The organism is Brachybacterium sp. GPGPB12 (genome assembly GCF_038396325.1).
GTDB lineage: Bacteria > Actinomycetota > Actinomycetes > Actinomycetales > Dermabacteraceae > Brachybacterium > Brachybacterium conglomeratum.
Genome location: NZ_CP149573.1, coordinates 3,206,953 through 3,224,677, shown reverse-complemented (window position 1 = coordinate 3,224,677; position 17,725 = coordinate 3,206,953). Strand labels below are relative to the sequence as shown.

Genomic DNA, 17,725 nt, shown 5'->3' with positions numbered 1-17,725 from the left:
GGGAGCCGCGGCGGCCGCGTGCGCCTGGTGCGGCGCGAGGACTACGACTGGGCTCCGGAGGCACTCGGTGCGAGCGGGCCGGCGCGGCTCGCCGCGATCACCTTCACCGTCCTGCCCGACGACACCCTGCGCGCCTCCGCCGCCAGGGCCGGCCAGACCGATCTCTCCTACAACGTGAACCCGCAGGTGCTGGATGCCTTCACCGAGGCCGGCTTCGTGATCGAGGTGCCCCGCTACCTGGGCTTCGTGCACGGCTACAGCCTGCGCACGAAGGTGGCGCCCTTCGACGACGTGCGGGTGCGGCAGGCCGTCACCCGCGGCATCGACCGCGCGGAGATCCTCCGCACCGTGTTCACCGACGCCTGGGAGCCGGCGACCAGCTGGTCGCAGGCCGGGGTGCCGGAGACCACGGACCTCACCGAGCTGTTCTCCTACGATCCGGAGCTCGCCGCGACCCTGCTCGACGAGGCCGGCTGGACCGGCCGGAACGCCGACGGCTTCCGGGAGAAGGACGGCGCAGAGCTCGGCTTCACCATCTACCCCACCCCGTATCTCACCGGCTCCGTCCCCGAGGCGGAGCTGATCTCCCAGCACCTGGGACGTCTCGGGATCCGGGTGGCCACCCAGAAGCTCGACATCCCCACCTGGACCGAACGGGTCACCAACAACCCCGAGCAGGGCGTGAACGAGGTGACGCGCGCTTCGTGGATGTCGGCACGGTCGCCGGGGTGATCACCGACGAGGGCGAGGACTGGTTCCAGACCGGCTCCTCCGATGCGGAGCTGGTGCGGCGCGCGGGACGAGGTCGCAGGCGCCGCGACCCGCGAGGAGCGGGCGCCGCTGGTCGAGGAGCTCTCCCGCCATGTGCTCGAGCAGGCGTACTTCATCCCGCTCGAGCAGAACGTGCGGCCGCATCTACGTCCAGTCGCCGGAGCTGACCGGCATCTCCTTCAACGCCGTCGCGATCCCCTCCTATCACGCCGCCCGCAAGGAGCGACCATGAGCGCCCTGACCCCCAGCGCGACCACCACCGCCCCGGGCGGTCCGACGTCGGGCCTCGCCCCCGCGGCCCCGTCGGCCGCCGCGCGCACCGCCCGGCGCTACGCCTCCTTCGCGGCGCGCCGCACCGGGCAGGCGCTGATCGTGGTGGTGCTCTCCTACGTGCTCGTGTTCGCGGTGCTCGCCGCGATCCCGGGCGATCCGATCTCCGCGCGGCTCGAGGACCCCCAGGCCGGGTACAGCGAGGCGGAGAAGGCGCAGATCCGCGCCTTCCACGGCCTGGACCGGCCCGTGCCCGTCCAGCTCGTCGTCTCGCTCGGCCATGCGCTGACGGGCGACCTGGGCACCTCGCTGTCGACCTCCCAGCCGGTCACCGCGATGCTCGCCGCGGCGATCCCCTCGACGCTCGCGCTGGCCGCGACCGCGCTCGTCCTCGCCGTGCTGATCGCGGCGGTGCTGGCCCTGGCCTCCCGGTCGCTGCCCGAGGGGTCCGCGAACACCCTGGTCCGCGCCCTGCCCGCGGTGTTCCTCTCGACCCCGAACTTCCTGATCGGCCTGGTGCTGATCCAGGTGCTCGCGGTGACGCTGGGGCTGTTCAGCCTCGTCGAGCCGCACAGCCCCGGCTCCACCCTCGCCGCCGCGCTGACCCTCGCGATCCCGGTCTCCGCGCAGATCGCGCAGGTGTTCATCACGGCGCTGGACGAGGCGGCCGGTCAGGACTACGCCGAGGTCGCCCTCGCGCGCGGCATGCGCCCGGGACAGGTCGTGGTGCGCCATCTGCCGCGCCCTCCCTGCCGCCGACGGTGACGATCATCGGGCTGGTGCTCGGCGAGGTGCTCGGCGGCTCGCTGATCACCGAGGCGATCTTCGGTCGCTCCGGCGTGGGGACGCTGGTGCAGAAGGCGGTCGCCGCGCAGGACGTGCCGGTCTTGCTCGCGGCCGTGGTGCTCTCCGCCCTGGTGTTCGTGGTGGTGAACCTCGTGATCGACCTGCTCTATCCGCTGCTGGACCCGCGCCTGCGCGGGAAGGAGGATCTGCGATGAGCGTCCTGGATGCCGCCGCCGGCCCCGTCGCCGGCGGTCCCGTCGCCGCCGCGACGGCCCCGGCCCGTGCCCTCTCCCGTCGTCTCCCGCCCGCGAGTGTGCTGGCGAGCCTCGCCGTGCTCGCCGTCGTGCTCCTGTGGTCGCTGGTCCCGGGCCTGGTCACGGGGCACGATCCCGCCGTCGGCGTGCCGGACGACAAGTTCACCGCGCCCGGCGCCGAGTACTGGCTGGGCACCGACCACCTGGGCCGGGACCTGCTCACCCGCATCGTCCACGGCTCCGCCTCCTCGATGACCAGCGCCCTGATCGCGGTCGCGATCGGCGTGCTCGCCGGCGGGCCGCTGGGCCTGCTGGGCGGGTACCTGGGCGGCTGGGTCGACGCGGTGATCGGCCGCGTGGTGGAGGTGCTCCTGGCGATCCCGGGCTTCCTGCTCGCGGTGGTGATCGTGACCGCGCTCGGCTACGACACCCGCAATGCGGCGATCGCGACCGGCGTCTCGGCGGTGGCGGTGTTCGCGCGGCTGATGCGCTCGGAGGTGCTGCGGGTGCGGACCAGCGTGTTCATCGAGGCGGCCCGCCTCAGCGGCGCCTCGGCCGGATACGTCCTCTTTGCGCCATGTGCTCCCGAACGCGGTGCGCCCCGTGCTCTCGCTCGCGGTGCTCCAGTTCGGCATCGCGATCCTGGTGATCGCCGGCCTCGCCTTCCTCGGCTACGGCGATCCGCCGCCCGCCTCCGACTGGGGTCTGCTCGTCTCCGACGGCCGCGAGCACCTCCTGCACGCGCCGTGGCTCGTGATCGCCCCGGGCCTCGTCATCGCCGTCGTCGTGCTGTCCGTGAGCCGCCTGTCCAGCTGGCTCGACCTCGGGAGGAACCGATGAACTCCACTGCCGCATCCACCGCCGACGCATCCACCGCCGAGGCCTCCGCCGCCACCGCAGCGGGGGCCGACGCCGCCGCTCCGGCCCCGCCGCTGCTGCAGGTCGAGGAACTGCGCGTCGCCTACGGCCCCGCCGAGGTGGTGCACGGGGTCTCCTTCGCCGTCGGCGCGGGCCGGGCGCTGGCCCTGATCGGCGAGTCCGGCTCGGGCAAGTCCACGATCGCGCGGGCCGTCGCGCGCCTGCTCGGCACCCGCCGCGCCCGCGTGGACGGGTCGATTCGGATCGAGGGCCGCGAGGTGACGGGCCTGCGCGAGCGGGAGTTCCTGCCACTGCGCGGGAGGGTGCTGGGCTTCGTGCCGCAGGACCCGGGCTCCGCCCTGAACCCGGTGCGCACGATCCGGGCGCAGGCCCTCGAGGCGGCGGCGCTCGTGCCCGGCGCCCGTCGCGGCGAGGAGCGCGAGGCGCTCGTGCACGCGGCGCTCGAGCGGGTGGGCCTGCCCGAGCCGCGACGGATCCTCGACTCCTTCCCCCATCAGCTCTCCGGCGGGCGGCTGCAGCGGGTGCTGATCGCGCTCGCGATCCTGCCCGGCCCGCGGTCGCTGATCGCCGACGAGCCCACCAGCGCCCTCGACGTCACCGTCCAGAAGCAGATCCTCGACCTGCTCGATGAGCCGCGGGCCGAGCTCGGGATCGGGATCCTGCTGATCACCCACGACCTCGCCCTCGCCGCCTCCCGCGCCGACGAGGTGGTGGTGCCGCAGCAGGGCGAGGTGCAGGAGGCCGGCCCCACCACGACCGTGTTCACCGCGCCCCGCGCGGAGTACACCCGCGCCCTGCAGGCCGACGTGCCGGGCCTGAACCCGGACCGCTTCGCCCCGCGCGCGCCGAGCGGGACGAGCGCCACCCGGCCGGCGTCGCGCACGTCGAGGCAGGCCGCATCTCCCGCACCTTCCGCACCCGCGACCGGGAGGTGCGCGCCCTCGCGGAGGTCTCCTTCGCGATCCCCCGCGGGCGCACCCATGCGCTGGTCGGCGAGTCGGGCTCGGGGAAGTCCACCGCGGCCCGGGCGCCGCTGGGGCTCGAGACGCTGGATGCCGGCACCCTCTCCGTCGGCGGCCGTCCCGTCGATCTCGCCGATCCCGCGGGGTCGCGTGCGCCGCGCGGCGCGACCTGCGGCTCGTCCACCAGAACCCCTTCACCTCGCTGGACCCGCGCTTCACCGTCGAGCGGATCGTGCGCGAGCCGCTCGAGCACTACAAGGTCGGCGACCGCGCCGACCGGGCGGAGCGGACGGCATGGGCGCTCGGGGCGGTGCGCCTGTCCGAGACGGCCGCGCGGCCGGCGTCCGGGGGCGCTCTCGGGCGGGCGGCGGCGGCGGTCGCGATCGCCCGCGCTCTCGCGGCGCGTCCCGAGGTGCTCGTGCTCGACGAGCCGACCAGCGCCCTGGACGTGACGGTGCAGGCCTCGATCCTCGAGGTTCTCGCCACGCTGCAGCGGGACCTGGGCCTGACCTACCTGTTCATCTCGCACGACCTCGGGGTGGTGCGGCAGTTCGCCGACACCCTCACCGTGCTCCGCCGCGGCGAGGTGGTCGAGTCCGGGACCGTCGAAGAGGTCTTCGCCGCCCCGCGCGAGGAGTACACGCGCCGGCTCATCGCCTCGATCCCCGCCCGCCAGGACGTGGGGGCCAGCGCATGACCACCACCGCCTCCTGCCTCGCCGTCCTGCCGGGCGGTCGGATCCTGACCTGGGCCGAGACCGACTGGGATGACCCGCGCGGCGCAGCGGCGCGGGAGGCGATGGACGTCGAGCTCTCGCCCCGCTACGCGGCCCTGCGCCAGGGCTCCCCTCGCCCGGCCCCGCCGAGCGCCGAGGACGTGGCCGTGGTGGTGCTCGCGCTGGTGGACGGGAAGGCCGCCGCGACCGGGACGCCGCGCCGCCTGCCGGACCGCTGGGAGGTCAAGCGCCTGGTCGTCGACGCGGACCATCGGAGGCTGGGCCTCGCGAGCCGGATCCTGGCCCGGCTCGAGGACGCGGCCCGGGACCACGGCGCGGACGAGCTGTTCCTCCAGACCGGGAACCGTCAGCCCGAGGCGATCGCGCTCTACGAGCGCGAGGGCTGGGAGCGGATCGAGGTGTTCGCGCCCTACGACCCGGCCGACGGGATCAGCGTGTGCTTCCGGAAGGCGCCGCGGTCGGCCGAGTGACGACCCGATCGACGAGCGTTCAGCCGAGCAGGCTGCACGACCCGCGCGTCGGAGCCGGCGAGTGCGGCGCGGTCGAAGGTGGCGCCCGCGGCGAGGATCTCGTCGGCCCCGGTCGCCTCGAGCACTCGCTCCACCCGGGGCCGAAGGCTTGCGGGGGCGCCCGCCCAGGCCCTCGCGAGGCCCTTCTCGAGCCGGTCCTGCTCGCGCGAGGTGAGGTCCTGCTCGCGGATCCGGGCCGGGTCCCTGAGGGGAGGGAAGGCGCCGGTCTCCCGGGAGCGGACCATCGCCCACACCTCGGGGAGCGCGAGCTCGCGCGCCTCGGCGTCGGTGTCGGCCACCAGCAGGTCCATCGACACCATCACGTGCGGGACGCCGCCGCGGTGCGGACGGAACTCACGGCGGTAGGCGGCGACGCGCTCTCCCACGTCGTCCGCGTGCAGGACGGGCCCACCGAGCACCACGCCGAGGCCGAGCCGGGCGGCGATGCCGAGACCGGCGCCGGTGGCGAGCAGGTGCATCGGCGGCGGCTCGGCCGCGAAGGGGCGGGCGGTGAGCGGCGCGGTGCCCTCGAGCAGGTCGCGCACCTGCCCCACCTCCGCCGCGAAGTCCTCCGTGCTCGCCTCGAGCCGGCCCAGCGCCTCACGGACCGGGGCGGTGAAGCCGAGGGAGCGGCCGAGCCCGAGGTCGATGCGTCCCGGGGTGAGCGCCTCGAGCATCAGGAACTGCTCGGCGACGACGAGGGGGCGGTGGTTCGGGAGCATCACCCCGCCGGAGCCGAGCCGGATCCGCTCGGTGCGGCGCCCGATCGCTGCGAGCGACACGGCCGGGGCGCCGCTGGCGATGCCCGGCACGGTGTGGTGCTCGGCGACCCAGAAGCGGTGGTATCCGAGTCGCTCGGCGGCGACTGCCCGCTCGACGCTCTCGGCGAGGGCGGACTGTTCGTCGCGGCCGGCGCGCGTGCGGGAGCGGTCGAGCAGGGAGATCCTCATGTCGCCGGGAACGCATCTGGGGTGCAGAAGCTTCCCGCCGACGGGGTCGAGAACCTCTCACCCCGCGCTCTCCCCGCCCCACGCCCGCGTCGATAGCCTGAGCAGTATGAACGCTCCTCACGTGCCCCTGTCGATCCTCGATCTCGTCTCCATCTCCGAAGGCCAGAGCACTCGCGACGCCATCGCCGCCTCGATGGAGGGCGCCCGCGCCGCGGACCGTCTCGGCTACGAGCGGTACTGGTTCGCCGAGCACCACAACACCGACTCCCTCGCCTCCTCGGCGACCTCGCTGCTGATCGACCGCGCCGCCTCGATGACCGAGCGGATCCGCGTCGGGTCCGGCGGGATCATGCTCCCGAACCACTCGCCGCTGGCGGTGATCGAGCAGTTCGGCACCCTCGTGCAGTTCCACGGCGACCGGATCGATCTCGGGCTCGGCCGCGCTCCCGGCACCGACCAGCTCACCGCGCAGCTGCTGGCCCGCACCTCCGCCGAGCCCGGCGCCTTCATCGACGCGGTCGAGCAGATGCGGGACTGGTCCCGGGAGGCGCCCACCTCCGGCGGACTCCCGATCACCGCGGAGGTCGCCCGCGGCACCGAGGTGCCGATGTGGATCCTCGGCTCGACCGGGAACGGGGCGCGCCTGGCCGCGCAGCTGGGCATGCCCTTCTCGGTCGCCTCCCACTTCGCGCCCTTCCAGTACCTGCACGCGCTGGAGACCTACCGCGCCCACTTCGATCCCGACGCCGCCTCCGCGCAGATCGAGCGACCCCACACGATGGTGGGCGTGAACCTCGTGGTCGCCGAGACCGATGAGGAGGCGCGGCGCCAGTTCACCACCCTGCAGCAGATGTTCCTCGGCATCGTCACCGGGCGGCGGCAGAAGATCCAGCCGCCGCGGGACATCACCGAGGTCGCCCCGGAGCACCTCCTGCAGAAGGTGGACCAGACGCTGTCGATCAGGGCCGTCGGCGCCCCCGCCACGGTCGTCTCCCAGCTCGAGGAGATCGTCGCGGCGACCAAGGCCGACGAGCTGATCCTCACCGCCTACCACTATGACCCCGCGGACCGGCCGCGGAGCCTCGAGCCGCTCGCGGAGGCCTGGGGGCTCTGAGCCCGCCGCTTCCCTGCCCCCGGCGCCGCGGCCGGGGCCCCGGCACCTGGTAGACATGGCGCCGGGGACGAAGGGGGGAGCCATGGACGACGAGAAACCGACGCATGGTCCGGCGGGCCGCAGTGCGCGAGCACGCCGACCCTCGCCGCGAGGCCCCGCCCGGCGCACGACCGCTCGGGCGCTGACCGGCGCAGTCCTCGCCGCGCTGCTGCTCAGTGGTCGCGGCCTGCTGGACGGCGGCGCCGAGGAGCGCGATCCCGAGTGGGTGCTCGACGAGGCCTCCGAGCGGTACTTCCGGCCGGATCTCGTCGGGCACTCCCCGGGCTCGTCGAGGAGCACTTCCCCGTGCTCGAGACCATGGGAGCGGTGACCGTCGCAGAGGGCCGGTTCACCGACCCGTACGAGAGGGTGCCTTTCCCGGCCCAGGACGACTACTGGTGGCAGGCGGTGATCGAGCTGGAGCCCGCGCAGGTCGACGAGCTCGTCTCCGCCACGGCGGCGGCCGGCGCCTCCGACCACGGCGGGGCGGGCGCGCCGGAGCCGGTCTCCGAGGACGAGGTGCTCGACGCGCTCGTCCCCACCCTCGAGGGCGAGGTCCAGGACTGCCCGGGCGGCTGGGTCGACGTGTCGCCCGCGCTCGCCCAGGAGAAGGGACCGGACGTCTCCGACGCGGGCGACCTGCTCGAGCTGACCGCCGTGTGCGCGGGCGGGTCGCAGCCGCTCACCTCGGCCCGCGACATGTGAGGCGGGACGGGCGGGGCGTCAGCGCACCGTCGGCCGCACCCGCGCGGTGACCGTCGCGTGGTCGCTCGCCGCGCGGCCCTCGTGCGCCGGCACCCGGGCCGCGTACTCCTCGACGACGAGGTCGCGGACGAGGATCCAGTCGATCCGGATACCGCCCACCTCCGGGGTGCCGTAGTCGGGGAAGGTGCCGATGTCCTCCCCGCCTGCGCGGCGGCGACGTCGTGGGCGTCCTCGAAGCCGGCGTCTCGCAGCACCCGCCACGGGATGCTGTCGCCGCCTGCGGCGTTGAAGTCGCCCAGCGGCACCACGGGAACGCCGTCGGCCGCTTCGCGCAGGTGCTGGGCGAGCAGTCCCGCGCCCGTCGCCCTCGCCTCGTGCCCCTCGTGGTCCAGGTGCGTCACCGCGGCGACCAGCTCGCCCCCGCTCTCCCGGTCCCGCACCCGGGCCCACACCGCGATCCGGGGGCACATCGCGTCCCAGCCCGTCGACCCGATCCGGCCGGGCTCCTCGGAGAGCCACAGCTGGTCCCAGTCCAGCGGCTCGAACCGGTCCCGGCGCAGCGAGCAGGAGGTTGTGCTCCCCGCGTCCGCCGCCCTCCCGGCCGATGCCGAGGCGCAGGTGGGTGGCGGCGAGGGTCTCGTCGATCACGGGGATCTGCGAGGCGAGCACCTCCTGCAGGCCGACGACGTCCGCGTCGGCCTCGCCGAGGAGCCGGGCGAGCACCGGGGCCCGCTCGGGCCAGTGGTCGGCCTGACCGGGGAGGGTGCTCTCGTCGTGGTACCGGATGTTCTGGGTGAGGAGCGAGAGGGCGGGCGGCTGGGCGTCGGTGGGTGCCATCTCTCCATCCTCGCGCACGTCACCGGGAAGCGCCGGTCCTCACCGCATCCCGTATGACGGTCCATGACGGGCCGACGGGCGGCGACGCGTCCCGTCGTCGCATACTGGCCCCATGAGCGCACTCGTCCTGCAGTCCGACTTCGGTCTCGACGACGGCGCGGTGAGCGCGATGTACGGCGTCGCCGTCGGCGTAGATCCCACATTGCGCCTCCACGACCTCACCCACAACATCCCGCCCTACGACATCTGGGAGGGCTCCTACCGTCTCGCGCAGGTGCTGACCTACTGGCCGGAGGGCACCGTGTTCGTCTCCGTGGTCGATCCCGGCGTCGGCTCGGACCGGCTCTCGGTGGTGGCTCGCACCGCGACCGGCCACTTCGTCGTCACCCCCGACAACGGGACCCTCACTCACTTGGAGAACATCTTCGGGCTGACCGGGCCGCGGGAGATCGACGAGACCCGCAACCGCCGCCCCGGCTCCGAGGAGTCGTACACCTTCCATGGCCGTGACATCTACGCGTACACGGGCGCTCGCCTCGCCTCCGGGGCGACGAGCTTCGAGGAGATCGGTCCCGAGCTCGACCTCGACGGCCTCGTCCGCCTGCCCGTGACGGATCCGGTGCTCGAGGACGGCGCCGTGGTCGGCATCATCGACACCCTCGACGTCCGCTACGGCTCGCTGTGGACCTCGATCCCGCGAACCCTGTTCCGGGAGCTGGGCGTCGACCCCGGGGAGCGCGTCACGGTGCGGGTCCGCCACCACGACACCGTGGTGCACGCCGCCCAGGTCACCTATGCGCACAGCTTCGCCGCCGTCGAGGTGGGCGAATCGCTGCTGTACGTGAACTCGCTGGACCGGATGGCGATCGCGATCAACCGCGGCCACTACGCCCGCGCCTTTTCCCTCGGCACCGGCGCCTCGTGGCACGTGACCCTCGTGCCGGTGCACTGACCCCCTCTGCGAAGGACGTCCCATGACCCGTTCACCCTCCCCTGTCACCCAGGTGGTCGCCATCGGCATCGGCGCCGCCCTGTTCTTCGTGCTGGGGCGCTTCGTGGCGATCCCCACTCCGGTCCCGAACACCGCGATCAGCATCCAGTACGCGATCCTCGCCGTGTTCGCGGTGCTCTACGGCCCCTGGGTCGGTGCTCTTGCCGGCTTCATCGGGCACCTGCTCATCGACGTCACCGGCTACGGGATCTGGATCTCCTGGGAGCTGTCCTCCGGCGTGTTCGGCCTGATCGTCGGGCTCCTCCTGCTGCGGAACGCCGTCGCCGACGGCGAGTTCACCGGGAGGACCGCGACCCGGTTCGCTCTCGCCGTTCTGCTCGCCAACGCCGTGGCCTGGCTGGTCGTCGCCCCGCTCGGGGACGTGGTGATCTACTCGGAGCCAGCGAACAAGGTGTGGACGCAGGGCGCCCTCGCCTTCGTCTCGAACTCGCTCACCGCCGTGGTGCTGGGCATCATCATCCTGTCGGTCTACTCCCGCACCCGCACCCGGACCGGTTCGCTGAGCCGCGAGCAGTGACGGCCGCGAGCACCGGCGGCAGGGCGGGCAAGGGCGGCGACACCGGCAGGGGCACTGCCCCGCTGATCGAGCTGTCGGGATACGGCTTCCAGTACCGGGCCCAGTCCGCGCCGACGCCGCACGACATCGACCTCGCCGTCCATCGCGGCGAGAAGGTCGCGATCGTCGGCCCCTCCGGGTCGGGGAAGTCCACCCTGGTGAACGTGCTGAACGGGCTGATCCCGCACCATCACCGCGGCACCTCTACCGGCACCGTGCGCGTGCTGGGCCGGGACCCGGCCGCCGTGCCGCTCGTGGAGACGGCCGCCGTGGTCGGCACGGTCCTGCAGGACACGGGAAGCCAGTTCGTGGCACTCACCGTCGGCGAGGACATCGCCTTCAGCCTCGAGAACCAGCAGGTGGACCCGTCCGAGATGCCCGCGCGCATCGCCCGGGCCGCGCAGCTCGCCGGCATCGAGGACCGCCTCACGGACTCCCCGCAGGACCTCTCCGGAGGCCAGAAGCGGCGCGTCGCGATCGCCGGTGTGCTCGTGGACGACGTCGAGGTCCTGTCGCTGGACGAGCCGCTGGCGAACCTCGACCCCGCCACCGGGCGCGCCGCAGTGGAGCTCCTGGACACCCTGCACTGCGACCACGGCGCGACGATCGTCCTGGTCGAGCACCGTCTGGAGGACGTCCTTCACCGGGACGTGGACCGGATCGTGCTGATGGCCGACGGCCGGATCGTGCTGGACGCCCCTCCTGACCAGGTGCTCGCCTCCGGCGCCCTCGAGGAGCATGGCATCCGCCCGCCGTTGCACGTCACCGCTCTCGCCTACGCCGGCGTGCCGGTCACCGCCTCCCAACACCCCTCCCGCGGCGCCGACATCGCCCTGACCGCTGAGCAGATCACCGCGGTGCAGGACTGGGTCGCGGCCGCCCCGGTCGCCGGGGAGGCACCGGCCGACGAGGAGGCACCGGCCGACGGCGAGGTGCTGGCCCGCGGGGCGGTGCGGTCCGAGGCGAGCGGCACCGCCGCGAGGACCGCCCTCGACCTCGATGCGGTCAGCTGCGACCTTCCCGTCGGCCCGGACCGGCGCCGCACCGTGCTCGAGGGGATCAGCGCTGCGGTCCGCCCCGGCGAGATGCTCGGTGTGCTCGGCTCCAACGGCGCCGGCAAGTCCACCCTCGCCCGCGTGATCGCAGGATTCGAGGAGATCACCGGCGGCCGTCTGCGGATCGGCGGGGTCGACGCGACCGGCTGGAGCCTCGCCGAGCACGGCGAGCGCGTCGGCTTCGTGCCGCAGGACCCCGGCCAGATGCTCTCCCGCCCTCAGGTGAGCGACGAGATCGCGCTGGGGCGCGCGCCCGCGGGGTCGACGAGGTCGAGATCGCGCGACGCATCGCAGCGGTGCTCGAGATCTGCGGGCTCTCCCCCTTCCGCTCCTGGCCGCTGGCGGCCCTGAGCCATGGGCGGCCGCAAGCGTGTCACCATCGCCGCCGTCCTCGCCCTCGAGCCCGAGGTGCTGATCCTCGACGAGCCCACCGCCGGCCAGGACTTCGCGCACTACACCGAGTTCATGGACTTCCTGCGAGGCCTCCACGCGGCCGGCACCACCGTCGTGCTGATCACCCACGACATGCATCTCGCGGTGGAGTACACCGACCGGGTGCTGGTGCTCTCCGAGGGCCGCCTCCTGGCCGACGACGACCCGGCGCGGGTGCTCACCGACCCGGCGCTCACAGCTCGGGCGGACCTCGTGGTGACTGGGCTGTACGACCTCGCGCGGCGCGCGCGGGATCAGCGACCCGCACACGCTCGTGCGCCGCTTCGTCGCGGCGGACCGTGAACGACGGGGGGCTCGGCGATGACCAGTCCGCTGCTGGGCTATCTCGACCGACCGGGCCCGCTGCACACCCTCTCCGGGGTCTCGAAGCTCGTGCTCGTCCTCGCCGTGGTGCTCGGGGCGGCGATCGGCTTCGACGTGCGCTATCTCGCCGTGGTCGGCGCCGGATCCCTCATCCTGTGGGCGATCTCTCGGGTCCCTCCGCGCAATCTCGCCGTGGTGCTGTGGCTGATCGCGCTGTTCATGGTGCTGAACAATCTCGGAATCTTCCTCTTCGCCCCCGGCTACGGCACCGAGCTGTTCGGCACCCGCCACGTCCTGCTGGACGGGCCCTGGCGGTGGGACGTCACCGCCGAGCAGCCTGTTCTACCAGCTCGCCGTCACCCTGAAGTACTTCGCGGTCGCGCCCCTCGGTGCTTGCTGTTCGTGGCCACCACGCGCCCCCGGAGCTCGCCTCGACCCTGAACCAGATCGGGGTGCCCTACCGGATCGCGTACGCGGTCTCGCTCGCCCTGCGCTACATCCCCGACGTGCGGCGCGAGTTCCGCACCATCTCGGCGGCGCAGCAGGCCCGGGGCCTGGACACCAGCCGCGCCGCGCCCCTGCGGGTCCGACTGCGGAACCTCACCTCGATCCTGATGCCGCTGCGCTGCTGGGCACCTTCGACCGCATTGACGCCGTCTCGGCGGCGATGGAGCTGCGGGGCTTCGGCCGCGGCAGGAAGCGCACCTGGCTGGTCCGCTCACCGCTCCGCGGCCGGGACGCGGTGGTGATCGCGGCGGCGGTGGTCGTGGTGGTCGTGCCCCTCGTCTTGCTGGGGGTCAACGGCGGACGGTTCTGGAACCCGTTCGTCTGATCCACCGCGCCGCACCTGCCATGCTGAGGCCATGACGACGCCGTCGGCCGCCGCCCCCGCGGACCCCGCGGAGCCCTCCTCCGCCTCACGCCTCGCGCTATTGCCGGCGGTCGGCGTCTCCGTCTCCGCGTTCCTGCTGTTCGCCCTGCGGCTGGCCGGCTGGGGTCACCTGCTGCTCGCCCTCAGCCTGGTCGGCGCAGTGCTCGTCTCCCGGGAGCTCGCGAAGGACCTCGCGCTGATCGGGGTCGGGATCACCATCGTCTCGACCACCTCGGTCGTCGCCTCGGTGGACTGGGACCGCTTCCTCACCATCGGCGCCGTCTTGCTGCTGGCGGTGCTGGTGCCGGCGGCAGTGGACCGTCTGCTGCTGCGCCGGCGCGCGATCCGGTTCCCGCGCGCACGGGCGAGCCGTGGACCCGCCTCGAGAAGGGCTACATCGTGGCCGTGCCCTTCCTGGGCTGGCTGATCCTGCCGTTCTACTTCATCACCTCGGGCGTCTACCGCAACTGGCCGCACCTGGCCGACGGCGGGGAGGTGGCCCGCTTCTTCGCGGGCGTGAACTTCGTGGGCACCTGGGACGAGCTGTTCTTCATCTGCACCTGCTTCGCGTCGCTGCGCCGGCATTTCGGGGTGTGGACGGCGAACCTGCTGCAGGCGACGATCTTCGTGTCGTTCCTGTGGGAGCTCGGCTACCAGGCGTGGGGGCCGCTGCTCACCGCGCCCTTCGCGCCGCTGCAGGGCTGGCTGTTCGCCCGCACCGGCTCGCTGCTGTACGTGCTGATCGTGCACCTGCTGTTCGACGTGGTCGTCTTCCTCGCGATCGTGCACGCCCGTCATCCGGGTGCGATCCCGATCTTCCTCGTCTGAGCGGCCGCGGACCGGCCGGCGCGTCCTCGCCGGCCCCGCCGCACCTCCTCGTGCTCCTCTCCCGCCCCTCGCGGCCCGACCCCACCCCCTCGGGCCTGTTCCCCACCCCCTCGGGGCGCCGCGCCACCCCACGCGGCCCTTCCCCGCCCTCTCGGGGCGCCGCGCCACCCCACGCGCCCTTCCCCGCCCTCTCGGGGCGCCGCGCCACCCCACGCGGCCCTTCCCCGCCCTCTCGCGGCCCGGGCATGGTCAGGTCATGGCGCAGGGCGTGCCACTACGGCATATATGCCGTAGTGGCACGCCCTGCGCCACAGGCCGACCACGCCCGGGCCGGCGCGGCGCGCCCGGCCGACGACCAGGCGGGGTCATCCCGTGCGCGGCGAGGAGGCGTTGATCCTGCACCGCACGCGGCAGGACGCCGTGGTGCTCACCCTGAGGTCGGTCACGGTCGCGGCCCCAGGGTGGCGACGCGCGCCGCTCCCCCTGGCGCCGCTGCTCGCTGCAGCGGGTGTACCGACGACGCTACCTGCGCGCGCTCCGCTGACACCGGCCGGAGCCGTGACAGCGACGAGCCCCGACCCTCGTCAGAGGATCGGGGCTCGTCGAGCGCTCGGGTGGAGCGGCAGGTGATCTCGCGATCTGCTGGTCTCCTACCGGCTCGCTTCGCTCGCCAGTACGTCGACCAGCGAGATCACATCATGCCGCCCATGCCCCCCATGCCGCCCATGTCGCCGCCGGCGGCCGGGGCCTCGGGCTCCGGCTTGTCGGCCACGACGGCCTCGGTGGTGAGGAACAGGCCCGCGATGGACGCGGCGTTCTGCAGCCGCGGAGCGGGTCACCTTGACGGGGTCGATGATCCCGGCCGAGACCAGGTCCTCGTACTCGCCGGTGGCCGCGTTCAGGCCCTGGCCGACGGGAAGGTTCTTGACCTTCTCCGCCACGACGCCGCCCTCGAGACCGGCGTTGACCGCGATCTGCTTGAGCGGGGCCTCGATGGCGACCTTGACGATGTTGCCACCGGTGGCCTCGTCGCCCTCGAGGGCGAGCTTGCCGAAGGTGTCCGCACCGGCCTGCAGCGGCGCGACGCCACCACCGGCGACGACGCCCTCGTCCACGGCGGCCTTGGCGTTGCGCACGGCATCCTCGATGCGGTGCTTGCGCTCCTTGAGCTCGACCTCGGTCGCGGCGCCGGCCTTGATGACGGCGACGCCGCCGGCCAGCTTCGCGAGGCGCTCCTGGAGCTTCTCGCGGTCGTAGTCCGAGTCGGAGTTCTCGATCTCGGCGCGGATCTGGGAGACGCGGCCGGCGATGCGGTCGGCGTCGCCGGTGCCCTCGACGATGGTGGTCTCATCCTTGGTGACGACGATCTTGCGCGCCTGGCCGAGGCGCTCGAGACCGGCGGTCTCCAGCTTGAGGCCGACCTCCTCGGCGATGACCTGGCCGCCGGTCAGGATCGCCATGTCCTCCAGCATCGCCTTGCGGCGGTCGCCGAAGCCGGGGGCCTTGACGGCCACGGACTTGAAGGAGCCCTTGAGCTTGTTCACCACGAGCACCGCGAGGGCCTCGCCCTCGACGTCCTCGGCGATGATCGCCAGCGGCTTGCCGGCCTGGATGACCTTCTCCAGCGGCGGCGGCAGGTCCTTGACGGAGGACACCTTGGAGGAGAGCAGGAGGATGTAGGGGTCCTCGAGCACGGTCTCCTGGCGCTCGGCGTCGGTGACGAAGTACGGCGAGATGTAGCCCTTGTCGAAGCGCATGCCCTCGGTGAGCTCCAGCTCGAGGCCCATGGTGTTGGACTCCTCGACCGTGATCACGCCCTCCTTGCCGACCTTGTCGAGGGCCTCGGCGATGAGCTCGCCGATGGCCGGGTCGGCCGCGGAGATGGCGGCGGTGGAGGCGATCTGCTCCTTGGTCTCGATCTCCTTGGCCTGCTTGAGCAGGGTCTCGGAGACCGCGGCCACGGCCTGGTCGATGCCGCGCTTGAGCGCGATCGGGTTGGCGCCCGCGGCGACGTTGCGCAGGCCCTCCTTGACCAGGGCCTGGGCGAGGACGGTGGCGGTGGTGGTGCCGTCGCCGGCGATGTCGTCGGTCTTCTTGGCGACCTCCTTCACCAGCTCGGCGCCGATCTTCTCGTAGGGATCGTCGAGCTCGATCTCCTTGGCGATCGACACGCCGTCGTTGGTGATGGTGGGGGCGCCCCAGGACTTCTCGAGCACGACGTTGCGCCCCTTGGGGCCGAGGGTGACCTTGACGGCGTCGGCGAGCTGGTTCATTCCCCGCTCGAGGCCGCGCCGGGCCTCCTCGTCGTAAGAGATGAGCTTGGCCATTGTGGAATCTCTCCCGTGTCTGTGATGTCCACCCGGCCCAGTGCCCGCGACGGACGGGAGCCGACTCCGTGTTCATGTCCCACGGAGCCGACGCCCTCACGGGGCCGGAATGTTCAGGTCCCGGTGCGCGGAGGCTGTCACTCCCGTGCACCGAGTGCCAGATCATCATAAGCACTCTGCCCCCGAGAGTGCTAACTCTCTGCGAGGAGCGGACACGGCCGGGTCGTCCGGCCCGGACGTCGTCGGCGGCCACCCTCTCCCAACGGAGCCGACGGGCGGGCACCCCGCCCGGCCGGCACACGCGGACGCGCCGCCCCTCCCGGAGGAAGAGCGGCGCGTCGCGGGGGCCGCAGGGGCGTGCGGAGAGGGGTCAGCCCTCGCCCTCGCCGCCCTGATCACCCTGGTCGCCGTCGCCGCCGTCGCCCTCGTCGCCGCCGTCACCGGGCTCGGTGACCGCGACGAAGGTCAGGGGCGAGTCGTACTCGTCGCTCTGGCGGGCCTCGCCGGCGCCGACCTGCTCGGCGAGCGCCTGGGCGGTGTCCGCGTCGGCCTCGTCGCGGTAGAACACGACGGGCTCCTGCTGGGGGCTGTCGGCGGTGGCGACGCTGACGTCCTCCCAGCCCTCGCCCTGGAGCTCCTCCTGCCAGGTGCCGGCGAGGCCGTTGATCTTGCCGGCGTTGATCACCTGGACGGGCACGGAGAGGTCGGGCTCCGGGGCGGGCTCCTCCGAGGGGCTCTCCTCGGGGGCGGCCTCGCTCGAGGCGCTCTCGGAGCTGGAGGCCGGGCCCTCGGCGCCGTCGTCGCCGCCGCCCATGCCGCCGATCACGAAGAGCGGACCACCAGCGGCACCACGGCCGCGCCGATGATGATGATGTACAGCAGGTTCTCCCGCCAGAAGGGGAGCTCGGCGCGGTGGGCGCCATGGAAGGTGACGGCGTCCGCCTCGTCGTCGAATCGGTCCGGCGGGTAGGGATACTGGGAATCAGCCACGGACCCATTTAACATGGTCGACCCGGATCGGGGGTGGAGCACACGCCCCGGAGACGGATGGCTCAGGCCACGCGATGGTCGCCGCCGAGGGAGGCGCCGCCGTCCTCGGAGGTGCGCCGGGCGCGGAGACTGTTGACGACGGCGGGGGCGCGCGCGCGCCGCCGGCTCGTCGAGCAGGGCGTTCAGCCGCACGTAGTAGGCGACCTTCGACAGACCGATCTCCTCGCGGATCGCCCGCTCCTTCGCGCCGACGTAGCGGAAGGTGCGCCCCTCGAGCGCGAGGATCCGCCGGTCCCGCTCGGTGAGCGCCCCCTGCGGCCCCGGCGGCCGCGACCTCGGACGGCACGCGCTCGGACGGCACGCGCTCGGACGCCGTGCGCTCGGGCGCCGGGCTCTCCGACGACATGCGCTCCGACGACGGGGCGTCGGAGGGGCGCACGTCGGCGCGAGCGGGCTCGTCGGAGGCGGAGGGCATGGACCGAGGCTACGCACCCGCGACCGCTCCCCCGCGCCGCCAC

Annotated in this window: 22 protein-coding genes and 5 pseudogenes; 21 read left to right on the top strand and 6 right to left on the bottom strand. The window is 73.3% G+C overall.

Going from position 1 to position 17,725, the window contains the following annotated elements:
* The first annotated feature begins 18 nt into the window (after positions 1-18).
* The 9 genes and pseudogenes from WKH84_RS18870 to WKH84_RS18830 all read left to right on the top strand — a co-directional run bounded on the left by WKH84_RS18870 (position 19) and on the right by WKH84_RS18830 (position 5,128).
* On the top strand, positions 19-732 hold the full coding sequence (locus WKH84_RS18870) for an ABC transporter substrate-binding protein (RefSeq protein ID WP_341856967.1): 714 nt from the start codon (positions 19-21) through the stop codon (positions 730-732).
* A 42-nt stretch (positions 733-774) separates the two neighbouring features.
* Positions 775-1,806, top strand: coding sequence for an ABC transporter permease subunit (locus tag WKH84_RS18865; protein WP_341857042.1), 1,032 nt, complete (start codon positions 775-777; stop codon positions 1,804-1,806).
* Positions 1,803-2,042 (top strand): ABC transporter permease subunit, encoded by a 240-nt coding sequence (locus WKH84_RS18860; RefSeq protein ID WP_341854743.1) that lies wholly within the window; start codon positions 1,803-1,805, stop codon positions 2,040-2,042. Before WKH84_RS18865 ends, WKH84_RS18860 begins: the two co-directional genes overlap by 4 nt.
* A pseudogene (locus WKH84_RS18855) lies at positions 2,039-2,593 on the top strand (ABC transporter permease subunit); the annotation flags it as partial. The gene WKH84_RS18860 and the pseudogene WKH84_RS18855, both read left to right, overlap by 4 nt.
* Before the next feature lie 67 nt (positions 2,594-2,660).
* Positions 2,661-2,921, top strand: a complete 261-nt coding sequence (locus tag WKH84_RS18850; RefSeq protein ID WP_341856966.1) for an ABC transporter permease subunit — start codon at positions 2,661-2,663, stop codon at positions 2,919-2,921.
* A pseudogene (locus WKH84_RS18845) lies at positions 2,918-3,484 on the top strand (ATP-binding cassette domain-containing protein); the annotation flags it as partial. The gene WKH84_RS18850 and the pseudogene WKH84_RS18845, both read left to right, overlap by 4 nt.
* A gap of 407 nt (positions 3,485-3,891) precedes the next feature.
* Positions 3,892-3,993 (top strand): annotated as a pseudogene (locus tag WKH84_RS18840) (ATP-binding cassette domain-containing protein); the annotation flags it as partial.
* 98 nt (positions 3,994-4,091) lie between these two features.
* Complete coding sequence (locus WKH84_RS18835; protein WP_341856965.1) at positions 4,092-4,619, top strand: ATP-binding cassette domain-containing protein; 528 nt, start codon at positions 4,092-4,094, stop codon at positions 4,617-4,619.
* A complete protein-coding gene (locus tag WKH84_RS18830) occupies positions 4,616-5,128 on the top strand; it encodes a GNAT family N-acetyltransferase (protein ID WP_341856964.1) in 513 nt (170 codons plus the stop codon). The genes WKH84_RS18835 and WKH84_RS18830 overlap by 4 nt, the downstream gene beginning before the upstream one ends.
* Here WKH84_RS18830 and WKH84_RS18825 read toward each other — a convergent pair.
* Positions 5,068-6,117: an MsnO8 family LLM class oxidoreductase gene (locus WKH84_RS18825; protein WP_341854742.1), complete on the bottom strand. Its 1,050-nt coding sequence runs from the start codon at positions 6,115-6,117 to the stop codon at positions 5,068-5,070. The genes WKH84_RS18830 and WKH84_RS18825 overlap by 61 nt on opposite strands.
* Positions 6,118-6,223: 106 nt before the next feature.
* Between WKH84_RS18825 and WKH84_RS18820 the strand changes: the two genes are divergently transcribed.
* From WKH84_RS18820 to WKH84_RS18810, 3 genes are all read left to right on the top strand, one after another.
* Positions 6,224-7,231: an LLM class flavin-dependent oxidoreductase gene (locus WKH84_RS18820; protein WP_341854741.1), complete on the top strand. Its 1,008-nt coding sequence runs from the start codon at positions 6,224-6,226 to the stop codon at positions 7,229-7,231.
* An 82-nt stretch (positions 7,232-7,313) separates the two neighbouring features.
* The gene (locus WKH84_RS18815) at positions 7,314-7,601 is read left to right on the top strand and encodes a hypothetical protein (RefSeq protein WP_341854740.1); all 288 of its coding nucleotides are present in this window, start codon (positions 7,314-7,316) and stop codon (positions 7,599-7,601) included.
* Positions 7,577-7,975 carry a hypothetical protein gene (locus WKH84_RS18810; RefSeq protein WP_341854739.1) on the top strand — a complete coding sequence of 133 codons (399 nt, stop codon included), beginning with the start codon at positions 7,577-7,579 and terminating at the stop codon, positions 7,973-7,975. The genes WKH84_RS18815 and WKH84_RS18810 overlap by 25 nt, the downstream gene beginning before the upstream one ends.
* An 18-nt stretch (positions 7,976-7,993) precedes the next feature.
* On the opposite strand, the gene WKH84_RS18805 is transcribed toward WKH84_RS18810, so the two are convergent.
* Positions 7,994-8,812 (bottom strand): metal-dependent hydrolase, encoded by an 819-nt coding sequence (locus WKH84_RS18805; protein WP_341854738.1) that lies wholly within the window; start codon positions 8,810-8,812, stop codon positions 7,994-7,996.
* A gap of 112 nt (positions 8,813-8,924) precedes the next feature.
* Here WKH84_RS18805 and WKH84_RS18800 point away from each other — a divergent pair, with 112 nt between their 5' ends.
* The 9 genes from WKH84_RS18800 (at position 8,925) to WKH84_RS18760 (ending at position 14,520) form a co-directional block, all read left to right on the top strand.
* Positions 8,925-9,764: an S-adenosyl-l-methionine hydroxide adenosyltransferase family protein gene (locus WKH84_RS18800; protein ID WP_341854737.1), complete on the top strand. Its 840-nt coding sequence runs from the start codon at positions 8,925-8,927 to the stop codon at positions 9,762-9,764.
* Positions 9,765-9,786: 22 nt separating this feature from the next.
* Positions 9,787-10,341 carry an ECF-type riboflavin transporter substrate-binding protein gene (locus WKH84_RS18795; protein ID WP_308740152.1) on the top strand — a complete coding sequence of 185 codons (555 nt, stop codon included), beginning with the start codon at positions 9,787-9,789 and terminating at the stop codon, positions 10,339-10,341.
* Positions 10,338-11,786: a DUF3744 domain-containing protein gene (locus WKH84_RS18790; RefSeq protein WP_341854736.1), complete on the top strand. Its 1,449-nt coding sequence runs from the start codon at positions 10,338-10,340 to the stop codon at positions 11,784-11,786. The genes WKH84_RS18795 and WKH84_RS18790 overlap by 4 nt, the downstream gene beginning before the upstream one ends.
* A gap of 3 nt (positions 11,787-11,789) precedes the next feature.
* Complete coding sequence (locus WKH84_RS18785) at positions 11,790-12,170, top strand: hypothetical protein (protein WP_341854735.1); 381 nt, start codon at positions 11,790-11,792, stop codon at positions 12,168-12,170.
* A gap of 18 nt (positions 12,171-12,188) precedes the next feature.
* On the top strand, positions 12,189-12,632 hold the full coding sequence (locus tag WKH84_RS18780; RefSeq protein WP_341854734.1) for a hypothetical protein: 444 nt from the start codon (positions 12,189-12,191) through the stop codon (positions 12,630-12,632).
* On the top strand, positions 12,581-12,940 hold the full coding sequence (locus WKH84_RS18775) for an energy-coupling factor transporter transmembrane component T (protein ID WP_341854733.1): 360 nt from the start codon (positions 12,581-12,583) through the stop codon (positions 12,938-12,940). The genes WKH84_RS18780 and WKH84_RS18775 overlap by 52 nt, the downstream gene beginning before the upstream one ends.
* Before the next feature lie 114 nt (positions 12,941-13,054).
* The gene (locus WKH84_RS18770) at positions 13,055-13,489 is read left to right on the top strand and encodes a hypothetical protein (protein WP_341854732.1); all 435 of its coding nucleotides are present in this window, start codon (positions 13,055-13,057) and stop codon (positions 13,487-13,489) included.
* Entirely contained in the window at positions 13,462-13,890 is a 429-nt protein-coding gene (locus WKH84_RS18765) for a CPBP family intramembrane glutamic endopeptidase (protein WP_341854731.1), read from the top strand. The genes WKH84_RS18770 and WKH84_RS18765 overlap by 28 nt, the downstream gene beginning before the upstream one ends.
* A gap of 372 nt (positions 13,891-14,262) precedes the next feature.
* Positions 14,263-14,520, top strand: coding sequence for a hypothetical protein (locus tag WKH84_RS18760; protein WP_341854730.1), 258 nt, complete (start codon positions 14,263-14,265; stop codon positions 14,518-14,520).
* Between the two features lie 61 nt (positions 14,521-14,581).
* On the opposite strand, the pseudogene groL reads toward WKH84_RS18760, so the two are convergent.
* The 4 genes and pseudogenes from groL to WKH84_RS18740 form a co-directional block, all read right to left on the bottom strand.
* Positions 14,582-16,217 (bottom strand): annotated as a pseudogene (groL, locus tag WKH84_RS18755) (chaperonin GroEL).
* A 370-nt stretch (positions 16,218-16,587) separates the two neighbouring features.
* Positions 16,588-17,043: a LytR C-terminal domain-containing protein gene (locus WKH84_RS18750; protein WP_341854729.1), complete on the bottom strand. Its 456-nt coding sequence runs from the start codon at positions 17,041-17,043 to the stop codon at positions 16,588-16,590.
* A complete protein-coding gene (locus WKH84_RS18745) occupies positions 17,040-17,207 on the bottom strand; it encodes a hypothetical protein (protein WP_341857041.1) in 168 nt (55 codons plus the stop codon). The genes WKH84_RS18750 and WKH84_RS18745 overlap by 4 nt, the downstream gene beginning before the upstream one ends.
* Positions 17,208-17,417: 210 nt before the next feature.
* Positions 17,418-17,699 (bottom strand): annotated as a pseudogene (locus tag WKH84_RS18740) (DUF3263 domain-containing protein); the annotation flags it as partial.
* Between the last annotated feature and the right edge of the window lie 26 nt (positions 17,700-17,725).